The organism is Caballeronia glathei (genome assembly GCF_000698595.1).
Classification (GTDB): Bacteria; Pseudomonadota; Gammaproteobacteria; order Burkholderiales; family Burkholderiaceae; genus Caballeronia; species Caballeronia glathei.
Genome location: NZ_JFHC01000055.1, coordinates 18,351 through 38,328 on the forward strand (window position 1 = coordinate 18,351; position 19,978 = coordinate 38,328).

At 65.3% G+C, this 19,978-nt stretch carries 19 protein-coding genes; 13 read left to right on the forward strand and 6 right to left on the reverse strand.

Annotated elements, in window-relative coordinates; genetic code table 11:
* Positions 1–8 precede the first annotated feature (8 nt).
* On the reverse strand, positions 9–1,181 hold the full coding sequence (locus BG61_RS27560) for a UbiH/UbiF family hydroxylase (protein WP_035936127.1): 1,173 nt from the start codon (positions 1,179–1,181) through the stop codon (positions 9–11).
* 290 nt (positions 1,182–1,471) lie between these two features.
* Here BG61_RS27560 and ychF point away from each other — a divergent pair, with 290 nt between their 5' ends.
* The 5 genes from ychF (at position 1,472) to BG61_RS27580 (ending at position 7,071) form a co-directional block, all read left to right on the forward strand.
* Positions 1,472–2,566, forward strand: a complete 1,095-nt coding sequence (gene ychF / locus BG61_RS27565; protein ID WP_035936129.1) for a redox-regulated ATPase YchF — start codon at positions 1,472–1,474, stop codon at positions 2,564–2,566.
* On the forward strand, positions 2,559–3,578 hold the full coding sequence (dinD, locus tag BG61_RS27570; protein ID WP_233469236.1) for a DNA damage-inducible protein D: 1,020 nt from the start codon (positions 2,559–2,561) through the stop codon (positions 3,576–3,578). Before ychF ends, dinD begins: the two co-directional genes overlap by 8 nt.
* A 51-nt stretch (positions 3,579–3,629) precedes the next feature.
* Positions 3,630–3,929 (forward strand): DUF3761 domain-containing protein, encoded by a 300-nt coding sequence (locus tag BG61_RS40405; protein ID WP_075584238.1) that lies wholly within the window; start codon positions 3,630–3,632, stop codon positions 3,927–3,929.
* Between the two features lie 221 nt (positions 3,930–4,150).
* Entirely contained in the window at positions 4,151–5,818 is a 1,668-nt protein-coding gene (gene ettA / locus BG61_RS27575) for an energy-dependent translational throttle protein EttA (RefSeq protein WP_035936133.1), read from the forward strand.
* Positions 5,819–5,949: 131 nt separating this feature from the next.
* Entirely contained in the window at positions 5,950–7,071 is a 1,122-nt protein-coding gene (locus BG61_RS27580) for a DUF748 domain-containing protein (protein ID WP_035936135.1), read from the forward strand.
* Positions 7,072–7,105: 34 nt separating this feature from the next.
* Here BG61_RS27580 and BG61_RS27585 read toward each other — a convergent pair whose 3' ends face one another.
* From BG61_RS27585 to BG61_RS27595, 3 genes are read right to left on the reverse strand one after another with little or no spacing between them, the layout of a single operon-like run.
* Positions 7,106–7,729, reverse strand: a complete 624-nt coding sequence (locus BG61_RS27585) for an HAD family hydrolase (protein WP_035936138.1) — start codon at positions 7,727–7,729, stop codon at positions 7,106–7,108.
* Positions 7,730–7,744: 15 nt separating this feature from the next.
* Entirely contained in the window at positions 7,745–9,565 is a 1,821-nt protein-coding gene (locus BG61_RS27590) for an aminopeptidase P family protein (protein ID WP_035936140.1), read from the reverse strand.
* Between the two features lie 57 nt (positions 9,566–9,622).
* A complete protein-coding gene (locus BG61_RS27595; protein WP_035936143.1) occupies positions 9,623–9,895 on the reverse strand; it encodes a hypothetical protein in 273 nt (90 codons plus the stop codon).
* Positions 9,896–10,100: 205 nt separating this feature from the next.
* Here BG61_RS27595 and BG61_RS27600 point away from each other — a divergent pair, with 205 nt between their 5' ends.
* The 7 genes from BG61_RS27600 to BG61_RS27630 all read left to right on the forward strand — a co-directional run bounded on the left by BG61_RS27600 (position 10,101) and on the right by BG61_RS27630 (position 16,182).
* Positions 10,101–10,871 (forward strand): response regulator transcription factor, encoded by a 771-nt coding sequence (locus BG61_RS27600; protein ID WP_063741129.1) that lies wholly within the window; start codon positions 10,101–10,103, stop codon positions 10,869–10,871.
* A 40-nt stretch (positions 10,872–10,911) separates the two neighbouring features.
* Positions 10,912–12,219, forward strand: coding sequence for a glutamyl-tRNA reductase (gene hemA, locus BG61_RS27605; RefSeq protein WP_035936146.1), 1,308 nt, complete (start codon positions 10,912–10,914; stop codon positions 12,217–12,219).
* 97 nt (positions 12,220–12,316) lie between these two features.
* Entirely contained in the window at positions 12,317–13,399 is a 1,083-nt protein-coding gene (gene prfA / locus BG61_RS27610; RefSeq protein ID WP_035936147.1) for a peptide chain release factor 1, read from the forward strand.
* A complete protein-coding gene (gene prmC / locus BG61_RS27615; RefSeq protein ID WP_035936149.1) occupies positions 13,396–14,232 on the forward strand; it encodes a peptide chain release factor N(5)-glutamine methyltransferase in 837 nt (278 codons plus the stop codon). The genes prfA and prmC overlap by 4 nt, the downstream gene beginning before the upstream one ends.
* 118 nt (positions 14,233–14,350) lie before the next feature.
* On the forward strand, positions 14,351–14,662 hold the full coding sequence (gene grxD / locus BG61_RS27620; RefSeq protein ID WP_035936150.1) for a Grx4 family monothiol glutaredoxin: 312 nt from the start codon (positions 14,351–14,353) through the stop codon (positions 14,660–14,662).
* Positions 14,663–14,675: 13 nt separating this feature from the next.
* Positions 14,676–15,302: a UbiX family flavin prenyltransferase gene (locus tag BG61_RS27625; RefSeq protein ID WP_035936152.1), complete on the forward strand. Its 627-nt coding sequence runs from the start codon at positions 14,676–14,678 to the stop codon at positions 15,300–15,302.
* A gap of 94 nt (positions 15,303–15,396) precedes the next feature.
* Entirely contained in the window at positions 15,397–16,182 is a 786-nt protein-coding gene (locus BG61_RS27630; RefSeq protein ID WP_035936155.1) for a DODA-type extradiol aromatic ring-opening family dioxygenase, read from the forward strand.
* Between the two features lie 90 nt (positions 16,183–16,272).
* Here BG61_RS27630 and BG61_RS27635 read toward each other — a convergent pair whose 3' ends face one another.
* The gene (locus BG61_RS27635) at positions 16,273–17,865 is read right to left on the reverse strand and encodes an APC family permease (protein ID WP_075584239.1); all 1,593 of its coding nucleotides are present in this window, start codon (positions 17,863–17,865) and stop codon (positions 16,273–16,275) included.
* 441 nt (positions 17,866–18,306) lie between these two features.
* Between BG61_RS27635 and BG61_RS27640 the strand changes: the two genes are divergently transcribed.
* The gene (locus tag BG61_RS27640; protein WP_035936159.1) at positions 18,307–18,510 is read left to right on the forward strand and encodes a cold-shock protein; all 204 of its coding nucleotides are present in this window, start codon (positions 18,307–18,309) and stop codon (positions 18,508–18,510) included.
* Between the two features lie 111 nt (positions 18,511–18,621).
* On the opposite strand, the gene BG61_RS27645 is transcribed toward BG61_RS27640, so the two are convergent.
* Entirely contained in the window at positions 18,622–19,872 is a 1,251-nt protein-coding gene (locus tag BG61_RS27645; RefSeq protein WP_035936162.1) for an Hsp70 family protein, read from the reverse strand.
* Between the last annotated feature and the right edge of the window lie 106 nt (positions 19,873–19,978).

Below are 19,978 nucleotides of genomic sequence, written 5' to 3' on the forward strand. Positions count from 1 at the left end.
CCGTGTGCCTAGCCGAGCGCCGCCGACACCAGCCAGCGCTTGATGAGCGGCTGCGCCCCGACGAGCGCCATGCCCGCGTTGCGCACCGTGCGCGCCAGCGTACCCGGCACGGAAAAGAGTCGTTGCAGGCCGTCGGTGGCGGCCATCAGCTTTTGAATGTCCTCGCGACGCGCGCGTTCGTAGCGGCGCAGCAGCACCGGGTCGCCGAGATCGCGGAACGCTTCCTTGTTCGCGATCACTTCGGCGAGCGCCGCGACGTCGCGCAAACCGAGGTTCATGCCCTGCCCCGCGAGCGGGTGAATGATATGCGCGGCGTCGCCGACGAGCGCGACGCGCGGCGCAATCAGCCTGTCCACGGTCTGCAGCGCGAGCGGAAAACCCTGCGCGGGCGTCACGCAATCGAGCTTGCCGAGTGTGTTCTCCGTCGCCTTCTCCACTTCTGCCGACAATTGCGCCGGATCGAGCTTCATGAGCGCGTCGGCGTGGTCGGTGCGGGCCGACCAGACGAGCGAGACGTGATCGTCCGGCAGCGGCAGCAGCGCGATGATTTCCGTGTCGCGGAACCACTGGTAAGCGGTCTCGCCGTGCGGCTTTTCCGCCTTGAAGTTCGCGACGACGCCCGTTTGCCGGTAGTCGCGCCGCGTCGCCTTCGCGCCCATCTGCGCGCGGACCCACGAATGCGCGCCGTCGGCGCCGATAACGAGGTCGGCTTCGAGCGTCTCGCCGTTCGCGAGCGTGACCTGCGCGGCGGCGGCGTCGACGGTCATGCCCTGCGCGCGCGAGTCGAACCACGTGAGATTCGGCTGGAAGCGCAAGGCGGTGTCGAGCGACTGCTCGATCAGCGACGATTCGACGATCCACGCGAGCTGCGGCACCGACGCCTGGAACGCCGAGAAATGCAGCTCCGCGCGGGCGTCGCCGAAGACCCGCATGTCGAAGACGGGGCCGAGGCGCGAGCGGTCGAGCGCCTGCCACACGCGCAGCCGTTCGAGCAGCGCCTGCGAACTCGACGACAGCGCATAGATGCGCGAATCGAACGCGGCGCCGGGCGGCAGCGGCGCCGCAGTCGATGCGACGAGCGCCGTGCGCAGGCCGGACTGGGTGAGTGCGAGCGCCGCCGTCTTGCCGACGAGCCCGCCGCCGACCACGACCGCGTGGAAAGTCTGAAGGTGGGAAGTCATGCGGGCATTATAGCTGCGGGGGTTGCGGGGGAAGGGCGGCGTAGCGGGCGGCGGTACAGGTTCGGTGCGTCAGTTGCTCGTGAGCGGCGATGTTCGGCGATACGGCCGCGCCGCCCCGCGCAGCGGATTAGACCGGTACCAGCGGTACAATAGCGGTTTGCCCGGCCGCTCGACGTGGCCGCCCGGCGTGCCCGTTGCGCGCCCGGGCCGCGGCCTTTTGCCCCGGCCCGGGCGCGAAAACCAGCGAAAACCCTCGCGGCCCGCGCCGTTTCACCAGTTCGAAGGATTCCATGAGCCTCCAATGCGGCATCGTCGGCTTGCCCAACGTCGGCAAGTCCACACTTTTCAATGCACTGACCAAGGCGGGCATTGCCGCCGAGAACTATCCGTTCTGCACGATCGAGCCGAATGTCGGCGTCGTCGAGGTGCCGGATGCGCGCCTTTCCGCCCTCGCCGAGATCGTCAAGCCCGAGCGCATCCTGCCGGCGGTCGTCGAGTTCGTCGACATCGCGGGCCTGGTCGCCGGCGCGAGCAAGGGCGAAGGCCTCGGCAACCAGTTCCTCGCCAACATCCGCGAAACCGACGCGATCACGCACGTCGTGCGCTGCTTCGAAGACGAGAACGTGATTCACGTCGCGAACAAGATCGACCCGCTCGCCGACATCGAAGTCATCAACACCGAACTCGCGCTCGCCGATCTGGCCACGGTCGAAAAGGCGCTCTCGCGCTATTCGAAGGCCGCGAAATCGGGCAACGACAAGGAAGCGGCAAAGCTCGTCGCCGTGCTCGAGAAGGTGCGCGCGCAACTGGACCAGGCGAAGCCCGTCCGCGCGCTCGATTTCTCCGACGACGAACGCGCGCTCATCAAGCCGTTTTGCCTGATCACGTCCAAGCCGACGATGTACGTCGCGAACGTGAAGGAAGACGGCTTCGAGAACAACCCGTACCTCGACGCCGTGCACAAGCATGCCGACGCCGAGAACGCGCCGGTGGTGGCGGTGTGCGCCGCGATCGAGGCGGAAATCGCCGATCTCGACGACGCCGACAAGCAGGAGTTTCTCGCCGACATCGGGATGGAGGAGCCGGGCCTGAATCGCGTGATTCGCGCGGGTTTCAAGCTGCTCGGGCTGCAGACGTACTTCACCGCCGGCGTGAAGGAAGTTCGCGCGTGGACGATCCATATCGGCGACACGGCCCCGCAGGCGGCGGGCGCGATCCACACCGATTTCGAGCGCGGCTTCATTCGCGCCCAGACGATCGCCTTCGACGACTACATCGCCTACAAGGGCGAGCAGGGTGCGAAAGAGGCCGGGAAGATGCGTGCAGAAGGGAAGGAATATGTCGTGCACGACGGGGATGTGATGAATTTTTTGTTCAATGTGTGAGCGTCAAGAACTGTCACAAGCGCTTGTCAAAGAAAGCGGAGTCCCTGATAAAGGGGCTCCGTTTTTTTTCGGCGGTCCGTTCCGCGCAAGCGCTGGATGGCACGATTGCGCAAGGGGCCGGTGGAGCTTTGACAGCAAACACAACAAGCACGATCAAGAAGGAGCGCACATGAAAACAGAGCTGATCCACTCCCTGACCAATACCTTCGAGGCACATGCGCAGCGGACGAAGAGCGGTGTCGAATTCTGGCTCGCACGTGATGTGCAGCATTTGCTCGGCTATTCGAAATGGGACAACTTCCTGAACGTCGTCACAAAGGCGAAGACCGCGTGTGAAGTATCGGGACACGCGGTCGCCGACCATTTTGCCGACGTCGGCAAAATGGTCGATCTCGGCTCGGGCAGTCAGCGCGAGATCGATGACATCATGCTGACGCGCTACGCCTGCTATCTGATCGCGCAGAACGGAGATCCAAAGAAGCAGGAGATCGCGTTCGCGCAGACCTACTTTGCCGTGCAGACCCGTCGTGCCGAACTGATCGAACAACGACTGCTCGACGCCGAACGCGTCTCGGCGCGCGTCAAGCTGACAGCGACGGAAAAAGAGCTATCCGATGTCATCTTCGAGCAAACGGGTGGAAATCAGGATTTCGGCATCATTCGCAGCAAGGGCGATCAGGCACTTTTCGGCAAATCCACGCAGGCGATGAAAGCGCAATGGAATGTTCCCGATAGCCGGCCTCTCGCGGACTTCGCCCCGACGATCGTGTTGAAAGCCAAGGACTTTGCAGCGGAAATCACCATTTTCAATTCGCGCCAGCATGCGCTCGACAGTGAACGCGCGATATCAAGGGAACACGTCAACAACAACGAAGCGGTGCGCAAGACCCTGCTCGGGCGAGGCATACGTCCGGAAGGTCTGCCCGCGGCCGAAGATGTCAAGAAGGTCGAACGGCGGCTCATGTCCGAAGACAAGAAGCACGCGAAAAAACCCGACGCGCTCGATATCTGATCGCCGTCGAAAGAATTGAGCCACGCCCGGCCCACCAACAAGACAAAACGAATGGCACGGCTTCCCTCAGCACGGATCTGTCAGTTGCTTTCCTTCACGTTTGCCGTTTCGGTCTCCCTCTGCTCCCCCTCCGCCCACGCTTACTACCGTGGCGCACCGGATCAGTCCGAGCTCGACAACCACGGCACCTATATCAACCGCGACGGCGAAACCGTGCACGCGCCGGCCCGCTCGCGCTCGGGACACACTCCGGATGGAGCGACGGCGCAATGCCGCGACGGCACATATAGCTTCAGCCGCCACCGCAGCGGAACATGTTCGCGGCACGGCGGCGTGGCAAGCTGGCAGTAAGACAGACGACGCAAGCCCTCCGAACCGCCGCGCAGCACGCCCCGCCCCACGAAGTACAATGACACCTCCTCCCGCGCGACGGCGGGAATGCGCGCCGACGGCCCGATCCCGGCCTCCCGCGCGGCTCAGGCGGACGCGCATGAACATGATTCCGGCGCCAATTTCCGCAGACGGAATCCGCGCGCTCATCCAGACAATCCAGCAATCACTCGCAAACCCAAATGGCCCAATACGTCTTCACCATGAACCGCGTCGGCAAGATCGTGCCGCCGAAGCGTCAGATCCTGAAGGACATCTCCCTGTCGTTCTTCCCGGGCGCGAAGATCGGCCTGCTCGGCCTGAACGGCTCGGGCAAGTCGACGCTGATCCGCATCATGGCGGGCGTCGATAAAGACATCGAAGGCGAAGCCACGCCGATGCCGAATCTCAACATCGGCTATCTGCCGCAGGAGCCGCAGCTCGATCCGCAGCAGACGGTGCGCGAAGCCGTCGAAGCAGGTCTCGGCGACGTCTTCAGCGCCCAGAAGAAGCTCGACGAAATCTACGCCGCCTACGCCGAGCCGGACGCCGACTTCGACGCCCTCGCCGCCGAGCAGGCCAAATACGAAGCGATCCTCGCGACGAGCGACGGCGGCTCGCCCGAGCAGCAGCTCGAAGTCGCCGCCGACGCGCTGCGCCTGCCCGCCTGGGACGCGAAGATCGAACACCTCTCGGGTGGCGAAAAGCGCCGTGTCGCGCTCTGCAAGCTGCTGCTGCAAAAGCCCGACATGCTGCTCCTCGACGAGCCGACCAACCACCTCGACGCCGAATCAGTCGACTGGCTGGAGCAGTTCCTCACGCGCTATCCGGGCACGGTCGTCGCGGTCACGCACGATCGCTACTTCCTCGACAACGCCGCCGAATGGATTCTCGAACTCGACCGCGGCCACGGCATTCCGTGGAAGGGCAACTACAGCAGCTGGCTCGACCAGAAGCAGGACCGCCTGAAGCAGGAAGAATCGACGGAATCGGCGCGTCAGAAGGCGCTCAAGAAGGAACTGGAATGGGTGCGCCAGAACCCGAAGGGCCGCCAGGCGAAATCGAAGGCGCGGATCGCGCGCTTCGAGGAACTCAACAGCCAGGAATACCAGAAGCGCAACGAAACACAGGAAATCTTCATTCCCGTCGGCGATCGCCTCGGCAATGAAGTCATCGAGTTCAAGAACGTCAGCAAGGCGTATGGCGACCGCCTGCTCATCGACAACCTCAGCATGAAGATTCCGGCGGGCGCGATCGTCGGCATCATCGGGCCGAACGGCGCGGGCAAGTCGACGCTCTTTCGCATGCTCACGGGCAAGGAACAGCCGGATTCGGGCGAAATCGTCAAGGGTCCGACGGTCAAGCTCGCGTACGTCGACCAGAGCCGCGACGCGCTCGACGGCAGCAAGAGCGTGTTCGAGGAAATCTCCGGCGGCGCCGACGTGCTGACGGTCGGCAAGTACGAAACGCCGTCGCGCGCGTACATCGGCCGCTTCAACTTCAAGGGCGGCGACCAGCAGAAGAACGTCGGCAACCTGTCGGGCGGCGAGCGCGGGCGGCTGCATCTCGCGAAGACGCTGATCGCGGGCGGCAACGTGCTGCTGCTCGACGAGCCGTCGAACGACCTCGACGTCGAAACGCTGCGCGCGCTCGAAGACGCGCTGCTCGAATTCGCAGGCTCTGTGATGGTGATCTCGCACGACCGCTGGTTCCTCGACCGCATCGCGACGCACATCATCGCGTTCGAAGGCGACTCGCAGGTGTCGTTCTTCAACGGCAACTACCAGGAATACGAAGCCGACAAACGCAATCGCCTGGGCGAGGAAGCCGCGAAGCCCAAGCGCCTGCGCTACAAGCCGATCACCCGCTAAGGCGCCGCGCCTGACGGGCTACGACGGGATGCGCGGCCAGTGCGTGCGCGCGCACCGACACCCGGCATGAAAATGGCGACCGTCTAGCGGATCGGACCGCGGGGATGCGGTGGCGAAAGGAGACCTGAGCGATGACGGGAAAGGCGCGGCGAACGGCACTCTGGCTCACCGGCATTGCCGTCGCGATCGTGCTCGCCGCGGTCGGCGGATGGTTCTTCGCCGTTCACGAGATGAAGCAGCGCGTGATCGAAACGCTCGGCCCGCTCGGTTCGGTGGAGGAAATCGACGTCGGCTTGTCCCAGATCACGCTCTCGCGCGTGCGCCTGCGCGGGCCCGCGGGCTGGCCGACCACCGACGCGATGCGCGCCGAGCGCATCGTGCTCGACGTCGACATGCGCGCGGCGCTCAGGAACCGCGTGCATCTGCGCAACGTGAGCGTCGACAACTACTACCTTTCGATCGCGCGCACAGCGGACGGCCGCGTGCGCATCCTCCCGGACCTGAAGCAGGCAGCGCGCGAATCCGACGCCCGGCCGGACGACAAGGCCGCGCAGCGGGCGAACGAAGAAAAGCTCATCGACCACGTGTCATTCGAGCGCGGCACGATGGAGTTCTTCGATGCGTCAGTGGGAAACCCGCCGTACCGCGTGCTGATCAGCGACGCCCGCGCCACCGCCGATCACGTCCATCTTCCCGCGCTCACGGATCGCACGACGCTTTCGATGACCGGATCGATCAAGGGCCTGTCGCATACCGGCACGGTGACCTTCGAAGGCTGGATGGTCATTGCCACCAAGGACTCGCAGACCCGCATGACGCTGCGCAACGTCGACATCTCGACGCTCGATCCCTATTTGCTGAAGAAAGCGGGCGCGAAGTCGGCGGTGACGGGCGGCACGATCGATCTCACGCTCGATGCCACCGTGCGCGACTACCGCATCCACGCGCCCGGAACGGTCGTTCTGAACCATCTGCAGATCACCGACACCGGCAATCCGCTCGACACGTTCCTGTCCATTCCGACGCGGGCGGCGGTCGCGGCGCTGAAGGACCGCCGCGATCAGATCAAGCTGGATTTCGTCCTCGACGGCAATCTGCGCGACCCGAAGTTCTCGCTGAACGAAAGCCTGTCGAAGAAACTCGCGGCGGGCTTCGCGAAGGCGCTCGGGGTGAGCGCCGAGGGCGTCGCGAAGGGCGCGGGCGAAACGGTCAGGGGAATCGGCAACGCGCTGATGAACATGCTCAAGGAGTAGCGGCGTAGCGCGCCGCCGCGCGCCACGCTTCCTTTCAGACCGGCAGGCCCAGTTCGCGCAGTCTCGTTCCGGTCGCCGCCGCGTTCGCATGATGCACGCCGTGCCAGCCGAGCGCCGTCGCGGCTTGCGCATTCTTCGCGTTGTCGTCGATGAAGACAAGTTCGTGCGGCTCGACGCCCGGCAGATGCCGTTCGATTTCCGCGCGCATCAGCGCGAAAATCGCCGGATCGGGCTTCACGACGCCCACGCGCCCCGACACGATCACCTCGCGGAAGCGCCGCAACACGGGATAGTTCTCCCACGCATAAGGGAAGGTCTCGGCCGACCAGTTGGTCAGGCCGAACAGCGGCACGCCGGCGGCTTCGAGGGCGTCGACGAGTGCCACCCCCTCCTCCAGCACGCCGGCGACCATCTCGCGCCAGCGCTCGTAGAACGCGCGAATCAGCGCTTCGTGCGCGGGAAACTTCGCGATCAGCTCGGCGGTGCCCTCCGCGATCGTCTGTCCGCCGTCCTGCTGCACCACCCAGTCCATCCGGCAGACGTTGTCGAGAAACCAGCGACGCTCGGCGTCATCCGGAATCAGCCGGCGGTAGACGTACTCCGGGCTCCAGTCGATCAGCACGCCGCCGAAATCGAACACCACGGCCTTGATACCCATGCGTCGACGCTCCTGTCAGACCGGTTGGGTGCGGGTTTCGAGCCACGCGAGCGCGTCGCCGGAAACATGCGGCGACACGCGCTCGCGCACCGTCGCGTGATACGCGTTGAGCCACGCGCGCTCGTCCTCGCGCAAAAGCGGGAGATCGATGCAGCGCGTGTCGATCGGGCACAGCGTGAGGGTTTCGAATTCGAGGAAATCGCCGAACTCGGTCTTCCCGGCGGGCTGGTTCAGCACCAGATTTTCGATGCGGATGCCCCACTTGCCCGGCCGGTAGATGCCCGGCTCGATTGACGTGATCATGCCCTCTTCCATCGCCGTCCACGGTTCGGCGGGCGCGTAGTGCGAGATCACCTGCGGGCCTTCGTGCACGTTCAGGAAGTAGCCGACGCCGTGCCCCGTGCCGTGCCCGTAGTCCGCGCCCGCTTCCCAGATCGGCGCGCGGGCGATGGCGTCGAGCATCGGCGAGCGGATGCCGCGCGGAAACCTTGCGCGCGAGAGCGCCATCGTCCCTTTCAGCACGACAGTGAAATCGCGCTTGTGCTCCGCCGTGATCGCGCCGACGGGCACGACGCGCGTGATGTCGGTCGTGCCGCTCAGGTACTGGCCGCCCGAGTCGATCAGCAAGAGCCCGTTGCCCTCGATCACCGAATGAGACGCCTGGGTCGCGCGGTAGTGCGGCATCGCGCCGTTCGCATTGAAGCCGGCGATGGTCGCGAAACTGAGCGTGACGAAGCCCGGGCGGCGGGCGCGCGCGGCCGTGAGCTTTTCGTCGATGGTGAGTTCCGTGATCCGCTCGCGCCCGAGCGCCGCTTCGAACCAGGCGAAGAACTCGGCGAGCGCGGCGCCGTCCTGCTCCATCGTCGCGCGGATGTGCCCGGCTTCGTCCGCCGTCTTGCGCGACTTGGCGAAGGTCGACGGATTCACCGCCTCCACGATCGCGACCGTCGACGGCACTTTTTCGAGCAGGCCGTACGTGATGCGGCGCGGGTCGATCAGCAGCGCGGAGCCGGCGGGCAGGGCCGCAAGCGCGTCGGAGGCACGCGCGTACGGCTCGATGCGCACGTTGTCGCGCGCGAGGGACGCGGCGAGCGGGTCCGGCACCTTGCCATCGGCGACGAACACGACGGCGTCGTCGATCCCCACGAGCGCATGCGCGACGAACACCGGGTTGTAGCTCACGTCGGCGCCGCGCAGGTTGAAGAGCCACGCGAGGTCGTCGAGCGTGGAAATGAAATGCCACTGCGCGCCCTTTTCCTGCATCGCGCGACGCACCTGCGCGAGCTTGTCCGCGCGCGACACGCTCGCGTGCGGCGCGGCGTGCTCGTAGACTGCGGCTTGCGGCAGGCCGGGCCGCGCCGGCCACACGGCGTCGAGCAGGTCGAGATCGGTGCGCAGCACGATGCCGCGCGCCGTCAGCGCTTCGCCGAGCGAGCGCGCCGCCGCGACGCCGAGCACCGCGCCGTCGACCGCGACCGTCGCGCCCGACGGCACGTTCTGCGCGAGCCAGTCGACGTGCGGCGCCGTCTGCTGTCCGCCCATCATCTTCATCAGCGCGATGCCGGTGCCGGAGAGTTGCGCCTCGGCCTGCGTCCAGTAGCGGCTGTCGACCCAGAGGCCGGCGAAACCGGCGGTCACGACGAGCGTGCCGACCGAGCCGGTGAACCCCGAGAGCCACTCGCGCCCCTGCCAGCGCCCGGGCAGATATTCGGACAGATGCGGGTCCGCCGACGGAATCAGCACGACGGCCAGGTTTTCGCGCGCCATCTCGCCGCGCAGGGCTTCAATGCGCCGGGCGAAGGCCGCGGCGTCGGGGGAATCGAGTCGATCATTCATGGAATCACCTGCCGGATGCTCCGGTGCGCCGCTCGTGGCGGCTTGCCGGAATTGGATTCAGCGACGCGCCGCCAGACCGACTGTCACGGTCACGGCAACGAGCGCAAAAAGGGAACACGCGAGCCATTCGAGCGTATCGCCGTCGTGAAAAACCCCGACGACGTGGCCGAGCATGCGCGCCACGACGGTGGCGAGCACGCCCGCGACCATCGCGATCCACACGCTCGCGGCCGGTGCGCGCGCGACGCGGCCCGCTCGCCGCAGCGGATGCAGCCACCAGCCCGCGAAACCGATTACCGCGCCCAGGAAAACCATCCCGGTCCAGCCCATCAGCCGGGCGTTCCGGCTGAATTCAGAGAAAACGTATGGGTCGGCCCAGGTCGTTCAACTAGCATTTTCGGTCTCTTCAACTAGAAGGTAGCAAGGCGCGCGGAGCGCAGCGGTTGAGTTTAGGGGGCCAGGTTGGTGAAGGCAAGTTTGCGCCCCCGCGCCATCCGGCACCCCGCGCCATGCGCCGCCTGCGAGCGTCCCACTCATGCGAATCGCCATTATCGACCCGGACGCCCGGCACGCGGACCTGATCGGCGCCGCACTGTCCGCCGGCGGTCATTTCTGCCACTTCTTCGCCACGCCGCAGTCGTTCCTGATCCGGCTGAAGCGCGAAACATTCGACGTGCTGCTTTCTTCCGCAGGCCCGCGCAACATGAGCGACGCCGAAGTCATCGCCGGTGTTCGCGCGATCGTGCCCCACATGCCGGTCATTCTGATGGCGGCGCAGGACGGCGAAGCCGACATCGTCCGCTGCCTGCGGGCAGGCGCGGACGACTGTGTCACGAAACCCGTGCGCTGCGCCGAGCTGACTGCCCGCATCGACGCGCTCACGCGCCGCAGCGCCGTGCGCCCGAGCCTGCCGGAGCGCTTCGGCGAATATCTGTTCAAGACGTGCGAACTGACCGTGGACTTCGCCGGCGAGCACGTGACGCTGACGCCGAAGGAATTCCGCTTCGCGCATTTGCTGTTCTCGAACCTGTCGCGGCCGGTGTCGCGCGGGCACATCCTCGAAGTGGTCTGGACGCGCGGGAGCGACATACAGTCGCGCACGCTCGACACGCACGCGTCACGCCTGCGCACGAAACTCCGGTTGCGCCCTGAATTCGGCTACCGCCTGACGCCGCTTTATGCCTACGGTTACCGGCTCGACCGGCTCGATGCCGAGCAGGTGCCCGAATGGCCCGCCCGCAGCGCCTCCGGGGCGGGTTCCGCCCTTATGACGCCTATAAATGAACAATTCCGAGAAACGCTATAATATTGGGCTATCTCCAAGGCCATCAGCTTAGGCCCAATACATGCATCTCCTCACGATCGGAATCAACCACCACACTGCGCCAGTCGCCCTGCGCGAACGCGTGGCGTTTCCGCTCGAACAGATCAAACCGGCTCTCGGCGCGCTGAAGGAGATCTGGCTGGGACCGCTTGCGAAGGCATCGCCGGAGGCGGCGATCCTGTCCACCTGCAACCGGACCGAACTCTATTGCGCCACCGACGACAAGGCCGCGCGCGACGCAGCCGTCCACTGGCTGTCGAAATATCACAATCTTCCCGTGTCCGAGCTCGCGCCACATGTCTATGCGCTGCCGCAGTCGGAAGCGGTCCGGCATGCGTTCCGGGTGGCGTCGGGGCTCGACTCGATGGTGCTCGGCGAAACGCAAATCGTCGGACAAATGAAGGATGCGGTGCGCACCGCGACCGAAGCCGGCGCGCTCGGCACCTATCTGAACCAGTTGTTCCAGCGCACGTTCGCGGTGGCGAAGGAAGTCCGCACCACGACGGAAATCGGGGCGCAATCGGTATCGATGGCCGCCGCGGCCGTGCGCCTCGCGCAGCGCATCTTCGAGAACATTTCGAGCCAGCGCGTGCTTTTCATCGGCGCGGGCGAAATGATCGAACTGTGCGCGACGCACTTCGCCGCGCAGAATCCGCGTGAACTGGTGGTCGCCAACCGCACCGCCGAGCGCGGACAGAAGCTCGCCGGCCGCTTCAACGGCCACGCGATCCCGCTCGCCGAACTGCCCGCGCGGATGCATGAATTCGACATCATCGTGTCGTGCACGGCGTCCACGCTGCCGATCATCGGCCTCGGCGCCGTCGAGCGCGCCGTCCGCGCGCGCCGCCACCGGCCGATTTTCATGGTCGATCTGGCCGTGCCGCGCGACATCGAGCCGGAAGTCGGCAACCTGCAGGACGTGTTCCTCTACACCGTCGACGACCTCGGCGCGATCGTCCGCGAAGGCAACGCGTCGCGGCAGGCTGCCGTGGCGCAGGCCGAGGCGATCATCGAAACGCGCGTGCAGAATTTCATGCAGTGGCTGGACGCACGCAGCATCGTGCCGGTGATCCGCCACATGCACACGCAGGCCGACGCGCTGCGGCGCGCCGAAGTCGAACGCGCGCGCAAGATGCTCGCGCGCGGCGACGATCCGGCCGTGGTGCTCGAAGCGCTGTCGCAGTCGCTCACCAACAAGCTGATTCACGGCCCGACGCACGCGCTCAACCGCGCGAGCCGTGAAAACCGCGACCAGCTCGTCGACCTGCTGGGCGGCGTCTACCGCCACGGTGGCACTTTGCCCGATCCGTCCGATTCCTCGGACCGTTAGCGGCCCGCGCCTTGCTATCCTTTGTTGCTCCGCAGACCGATTCGCGGACGCTTCCCTGACTGCAGCACTCTCCGGAGCCACGCTCCACTCCCGCCCGATGAAAACGAGCATGCAAAGCAAGCTCGACCAGCTTGCAAAGCGGCTGGTCGATCTCAACGACCTGCTGAGCCGCGAGGACGTCACCGCCGACATGGACCAGTACCGCAAGCTCACGCGCGAGCATGCGGAAATCAGCCCGATCGTCGAGCAGTATTCGCTCTGGCGCCAGGCGCTCAACGACGAAGCCACCGCGCAGGGCCTGCTCGCCGATCCGTCGATGCGCGATTTCGCGGAAGAGGAAATCGGCGAGGCGCGCGATCGCATGGTGAAGATCGAAGCCGACCTGCAGACGATGCTGCTGCCGAAAGACCCGAACGACGAGCGCAATATCTTCATCGAAATCCGCGCGGGCGCGGGCGGCGACGAATCGGCGCTGTTCGCGGGCGATTTGCTGCGCATGTATCTGCGCTACGCGGAACGCAACCGCTGGACGGTCGAGACGATGTCGGAAAGCGAGTCCGATCTCGGCGGCTACAAGGAAGTGATCGTGCGCATCGCCGGACAGGGCGCGTACTCGCGGCTCAAGTTCGAGTCGGGCGGACACCGCGTGCAGCGGGTGCCGGCCACCGAGACGCAGGGGCGCATTCACACGTCGGCGTGCACAGTGGCCGTGATGCCGGAAGCCGACGAAATCAGCGAAGTGGTGATCAACCCGGCCGATCTGCGCATCGATACGTTCCGGGCGTCGGGCGCGGGCGGCCAGCACATCAACAAGACCGATTCCGCCGTGCGCGTGACGCACCTGCCGACGGGGATCGTCGTCGAGTGCCAGGACGACCGCTCGCAGCACAAGAACAAGGATCGCGCGCTGAAGGTGCTCGCCGCGCGCATCAAGGACAAGCAGTATCACGAGCAGCACGCGAAGGAAGCGGCCACGCGCAAGAGCCTGATCGGCTCCGGCGACCGCTCCGAGCGAATCCGCACCTACAACTTCCCGCAGGGCCGGATGACCGATCACCGGATCAACCTGACGCTCTACAAGCTCGAATACATCATGGACGGCGACCTCGACGAGCTGATCGCCGCGCTCGTGAGCGAGCATCAGGCCGAGCTGCTGGCCGCGCTGGGCGAGGCGGAGTGAAGACCGTCGCCGACCTGCTGCGCGCGTCGGCGCTGCCCGCGCTCGAAACGCGGATTCTGCTCACGCGCGTGCTCGGCTGGCGGCGCACCGAACTGATCACGCGCGATCACGAGCCGCTCGACGCGGCCGCCGTCGGGCAATTCGAGGCGCTCGTGAAGCGGCGCATGCATGGCGAGCCGATCGCGCAGCTCGTCGGTTCGCGGGAGTTTTTCGGCCTCGACTTCGACGTGACGCCGGACGTGCTGATTCCCCGGCCCGAGACGGAGCTGCTGGTCGAAACCGGGCTCGCGGTCATTGACGGCCGTGAGAGCCCGCGTGTTCTCGATCTCGGCACGGGCACCGGCGCCATTGCGGTGGCGCTCGCCTTCGCACGCGACGACGCGCAGGTCTGGGCAGTCGAGCGCTCCGAGGCGGCGCTCGCCGTCGCCCGGCGCAACGCCGCGAAGCTCCTGAGCCCGGAGCGCGCGGGCGGCGCAATCGCGTTCGCATCGAGCGACTGGACCGAGGCCATCGATCCGTCGCTGCGCTTCGATCTCATCGTGAGCAACCCGCCGTACATCGCGAGCGACGACCCGCACCTCGAACAGGGTGACCTGCGCTTCGAACCGCGCGGCGCGCTCACCGACGACGCCGACGGCCTCTCCGCCATCCGCGTGATCGTCCAGCGCGCGCCGTTCCTGCTCGCACCGGGCGGCGCGCTCTGGCTCGAGCACGGCTATGACCAGGCAGAAGCCGTGCGCGCACTGCTCACTGAGCGCGGCCTCACCGAGGTCCGCTCGGCGACCGATCTCGCGGGCATCGAGCGCATCAGCGGCGGGGTTTTCGCCGCCTGAGCATTCCCGGGTCACTGCCGCGAAAGCGAGTGCGCGGCCAGCCCGCGCAGGCGAAATCCGCTATCATTTGACTCTGATTCCTTACAACCGCAGTCCGAAACCGCATCGCAGGAACGTCATGGATACGCAAGAACGCATCAAGCAAATCGTCGAACAGAACCAGGTCGTCCTGTTCATGAAGGGCACCGCGCAGTTCCCGATGTGCGGCTTCTCGGGCCGCGCCATCCAGGTCCTGAAGGCGTGCGGCGTGGACGACATCACAACCGTCAACGTGCTGGAAGACGACGGCATCCGCCAGGGCATCAAGGAATTCTCGAACTGGCCGACCATTCCGCAGCTCTACGTGAACGGCGAATTCATCGGCGGCTCGGACATCATGATGGAGATGTACCAGTCGGGCGAACTCCAGCAACTGTTCGCCGCCGCCTGATTCGCGTCCTTCCGTGACCGCGCCCGCTGCCGTGCCGCGACGCTTGATCGTCGCCATCACCGGCGCAACGGGCGCCATCTACGGCGTGCGTCTTCTCGAAACGCTGCGCCGGCTGGGCGGCGTCGAGACGCATCTGCTCATCTCGAGCGCCGGCTGGCTCAATATCCAGCACGAGCTCGAACTCGACAAAGCCGCCGTCCACGCGCTCGCCGATGTCGTCCACAACGTGCGCGACGTCGGCGCGAGCATCGCGTCGGGATCGTTCGCGACCGACGGCATGGTCGTCGCGCCGTGCTCGATGAAAACGCTCGCCAGCATCGCGCACGGCCTCTCCGACAACCTCATCACACGCGCCGCGGACGTCGTGCTCAAGGAGCGCCGCCGGCTGGTGCTGCTAGTGCGCGAAACGCCGTTCAACCTCGCGCATCTGCGCAACATGACGGCCGTCACCGAAATGGGCGGCGTGATCTTCCCGCCGATGCCCGCGTTCTACCACCGTCCGGCGTCGATCGACGACATGGTCGATCAGACGGTTGCGCGCGTAATTGATCTGTTCGCGCTCGGCGCTCCGCTCGCCGCCGCCTGGGGCGGCATGCGCGGCACGCGCGGCACGCGCGGCACGGACGACGGAGCCGATTGACAACACCAGCGACACAATTCGTTGCCTGTTGGCCGGTTTATCAACACGCACTACGCGCCTATATTGAAGTCAACCCTTCCTGAGGCTTGCTTCGATGACCCGACTTCCCAGCGTTTTCATTTCCCACGGCGCGCCGACGCTGCCGATCGACGCGTCGATGCCCTCCGCCGAATTCGCGACGCTCGCGAGCCGCTTGCCGCGCCCGCGCGCGATTCTGATGCTCTCGGCGCACTGGGGCACGGCGCAGCCGGTCGCGAGCACCGCGACGCGGCCCGAAACCATCCATGATTTCTATGGTTTTCCGCGCGCGCTGTATGAGTTGCGCTATCCCGCGCCGGGCGCGCCCGAACTGGGCGCCATCGCTGCGGAACTGCTCGCCGCCGGCGGCATCCCGGCCTCGACCGCCGAACATGGCCTCGATCACGGCGCGTGGGTTCCGCTGCTCCTGATGTTCCCGCAGGCCGACGTGCCGGTCGCGCAGTTGTCCATTCAGCCGCGCCTCGATGCCGCGCATCACTATCGCGTGGGCCGGGCGCTGCGCGCATTGCGCGAAGACGGCGTGATGATCGTCGGCTCGGGGCAGATCACGCACAACCTGCGCGCAGCCGATTTCAGTGCGCGCCCGGAAGACGCGGACCCGCGCGTGACCGAGTTCACCGACTGGTTCGAAGCCCGCCTCGCCGAACGCGATATTCCCGCGCTGCTCGATTACCGGCGTCGCGCGCCGCACGCCGCGCTGATGCATCCGACCGATGAGCATCTGCTGCCGGTTTTCAGCGCGCTCGGCGCGGCAAGCGACGACTTCACGCTCGGCATCCAGTCGCTCGGCACGTTCCAGAAGTCGCTCGCGATGACGAATTACGTGTTCAGCGACGCCTGAGCGCCGCCCTTGCGGCCCGAAGAAATAAAAAAGAACCGCCCGAAATCGCTCTGGCGGTTTTTTTGACGTGCTCCGGCGCGGCGGAAAGACTCACGCCCCGACTTCTTGAAGAATATCGGCGCGGCTCTCGCGCTCATCGAGATATTCGCTGCGATAGCCGGTGCTTACGCCCCAGTGGTAGAACACGAGCGCGACCAGCGCGACGGCCACCATGTCCCAGCCGTACGGCAGATAGCCGTGACCGCCGAATTCATGGCTACCGATCAGCGACATCATCGCCATCGAGGGCAGATACGCGATCAGCCACCACGCCGCCCTCAGGTCGCGCCCCCAGCCGTCGAAGCCCGTCTTGCCCTGAAAATAGAAATACACGGGCAACGCAACGACCATCAGCAGGATGATTTCCCCCGTCAGCGGCCATTTCGCCCAGTACAGCACGAGCGACGCGCACACGAACGCGAACGGTGCGATCACGCCCATGCCGGGGATCATCAGCGGCCGGTCGAGGTCCCGCGCCGAGCGGCGCAGCGCCATCAGCGAGACCGGGCCGGTCAGGTAGGAAATGACGGTCGCGACCGAAATCACCGCCGCGAGCGAGCTCCAGCCGCGGAAAAAGAACATGAAGATGAACGCGACGCCCAGATTGAACCACATCGCCGGACGCGGCACGCCGTAGAACGGATGCACGATGCCGAAGATCTTCGGCATCGTGTTGTTGCGCTGCATCGCGTAGATCATGCGCGTGGTGGTTGCCATGTAGGTCGTACCGGTGCCGCTCGGGCTGACGAACGCGTCGACGTAAAGCAGGATCGCGAGCCAGTTGAGATTCAGCGCCAGCGCAAGCTCCGCGAACGGCGACGCGAAATTGAAGTGGTGCCACCCCTGCAGCACGTCGCCCGGACTCACCGCGCCGATGTAGGCCACCTGCAGCAGCACGTAGATCACGAGCGCGAGCAGGATCGAGCCGATCACGGCGAACGGCACGCTCCTGGCCGGATGCCGCGCTTCACCGGCGAGATTCACCGGGCTCTGAAAGCCGTTGAAGCTGAACACGATGCCGCTCGTCGCGACAGCCGTGAGCACGGCCGACCAGCCGTAAGGCGCAAAGCTCGTCGTCGTGCCGAAGTTTTCCTTGTGGAAGCCCGCGAACATGAGGCCGGCGATCGTCGCGCCCGGAATCAGGAATTTGAAGACGGTGATGGCAGAATTGGCGCGCGCAAATACCTTGACGCCCCAATAATTCAGCATGAAATAGACGATCACGAGGAGCGCGGACAAAACGAGCCCCATCGGCGTCAGCGATCCGTTGACGAACAGCGGATGCGCCCATTCGTACGGCCAGGTGCTCATGTATTGAATCGACGCTTCGGCTTCGATCGGAATCACCGATACGATCGCGATCCAGTTCGCCCACGCGCTGACGAAACCGACCAGCGCGCCGTGCGAGTAGCGCGCGTAGCGCACCATGCCGCCCGACTCCGGAAACATCGCGCCCAGTTCCGCGTAGGTCAGCGCGATCGCGAGAATGACGACTGCGCCGATCACCCACGCGGCGATTGCGGCGGGGCCCGCGATGCGCGCGGCCTGCCAGGCGCCGAAAAGCCACCCCGAGCCGATGATGGAGCCGAGGCCGGTCAGCAGCAGCGCCACTGGGCCGATGTTTCGTTGAATAGAACTTTTCAAGACTTCTCCTTATCCCGTAATGCGCCAGGGCAATTTGCAATCGGCCGCAAAGCCACGCCCGGCTTACTTCCGACGACGGAGCGGCGTTGCAGGCGCAACCCGTCGGGTGGCGCGCAGTTTACCGGTTGCACCTCTGAAATGGAGCGAAGAACGAAGGAAAAGCCGCAAAAAATGCACCCGACCTACAAAAAAACAACCAAAAATGCAAGCTTCGTAAGGTGACTTTTTGAATCTCAAAAATGTCCCTTCATGGCGGTCGGATATTATTTGACCTGCCGTTTGATTCGCCGTATAAACCTTCTTGCAGGATTTCAAGTGGCGAGTGAATTGGTCTTTCGTAGTTCGCCCATCACGGTACTCCGGTTGGTCCCATTGCCCCTTCCTTGATTTTCATGCACATTCGGGCCTCGGCCTTATTCAACATCTTTAGGAACAAGTAACATGGAAACCGGTACCGTCAAGTGGTTCAATGACGCAAAGGGCTTTGGCTTCATCACGCCGGACGGCGGCGGCGAAGATCTGTTCGCCCATTTCTCGGAAATTCGCGTGGAAGGCTTCAAGACGCTTCAGGAAAACCAAAAGGTTACCTTCGAAGTGAAGACCGGCCCGAAGGGCAAGCAAGCTGCAAACATCAAGCCGGCCTAAGCCCGCTCGAGTTGCACAAACAAAAAACCCCGCCTCGGCGGGGTTTTTTGTTTTTTGCGGTACGCATTATTGCTTAAGTGTTTTCCCTCTATATCCGCGAATTTCGATGCGTCATTCAAATACGCGGCGCGCGTAGATTCCGAGGCCGGTTGCAACGCTGGCGAGGCGGTCGCCGAAAACCGGCTGCGCGTCAGGAAACGCCGCCGCGAGCGAGTCGGACAGGAACTTGAGACCCGTCGAGCCCCCCGTGAAATACACGGCGCCCACATCGGCCGCATCGACGCCCGCGCGGCGCACCGTCTCCACTGCCGCTTCCACGATCCGGCGCGTCTCGTCGCGGCCCGCTTCGACAAGCTGTGGCTCGTCGAACGCGATGCGCAGCGCCTCCTCCACCTCCTCCATGTCGATTTCGGTCGTGCCGCCTGCGGCCACGTCGATCTTCGCCTCTTCCGCGTGCGCCGTCAGCGCATGCCCGAGCCGCCGGTCGACCACGCGCATCAGCCGGTCGTGGTGGCGCGTGTCGGTGTAGAGATGGCGCATCAGCTGCAATTCGGCGACGCGCTTCGGCCCATAAACCGTATTGATCAGATGCCAGGTCGCGAGGTCGAAATAAACGCGGTTGGGCACTTCGCGCCCCTCCGGATCGGCTGACTGATAGCCCAGCTCGCGCAGCACGGTCGCGAGTTCGACGCGGCGGTCGAAGTCCGTGCCGGCCACGTGCACGCCGTAGTGCGCGAGCACGTCGCTCTTGCGGTCGAGCAGCTTCGCGCGCTCCGGCCCGACGCGCACCAGCGAAAAGTCCGACGTGCCGCCGCCGATGTCCGCCACCAGCACCATCCCTTCCTGCGTGAGGCGCGCCTCGTAATCGAACGCGGCGGCGATCGGCTCGTACTGGAAGCAGATGTCGTCGAGGCCGATCGCCCGGGCGCAGGCTTCCAGCTGGTTCTGCGCCAGCTGGTCGGCGCGCGGGTCGTCGTCGACGAAGAACACCGGCCTGCCCAGCACGGCGCGCGTGATCGGCTCGGCCGCAACCGCCTGCGCCTTCTGCTTCAGGTGCTGAAGAAAGAGCGTGATGACGTCGGTGTACCGGATGGCCGAACCGTCGCCAAGGTCGGTGCTCTGCTCCGCGAGCGGCGAGCCGAGGATGCTTTTCATCGAGCGCATCAGGCGGCCGTCGTAGCCGTCGATATACGCTTCGAGCGCCGCTCGGCCGTAGGACTGGTTATCCTCGTCGGTGTTGAAGAAGACGGCGGTGGGCAGCGTCAGCGCTTCGCCTTCGACCGGCGCGAGCCGGATCGACGTGCCGTGCGGCAGAGCGACGGCGGAATTCGACGTGCCGAAATCGATCGCGCAGTAGGTCATGGACGTAGCGGCGGCGGCCGGGGCCGTCGTCGCAAACAAAAAGTGGAGCGCGTTTTTATCACGTTCCGGGGAAGGCTTCAACCAACGCGCGAAATTGGCCGCGCCG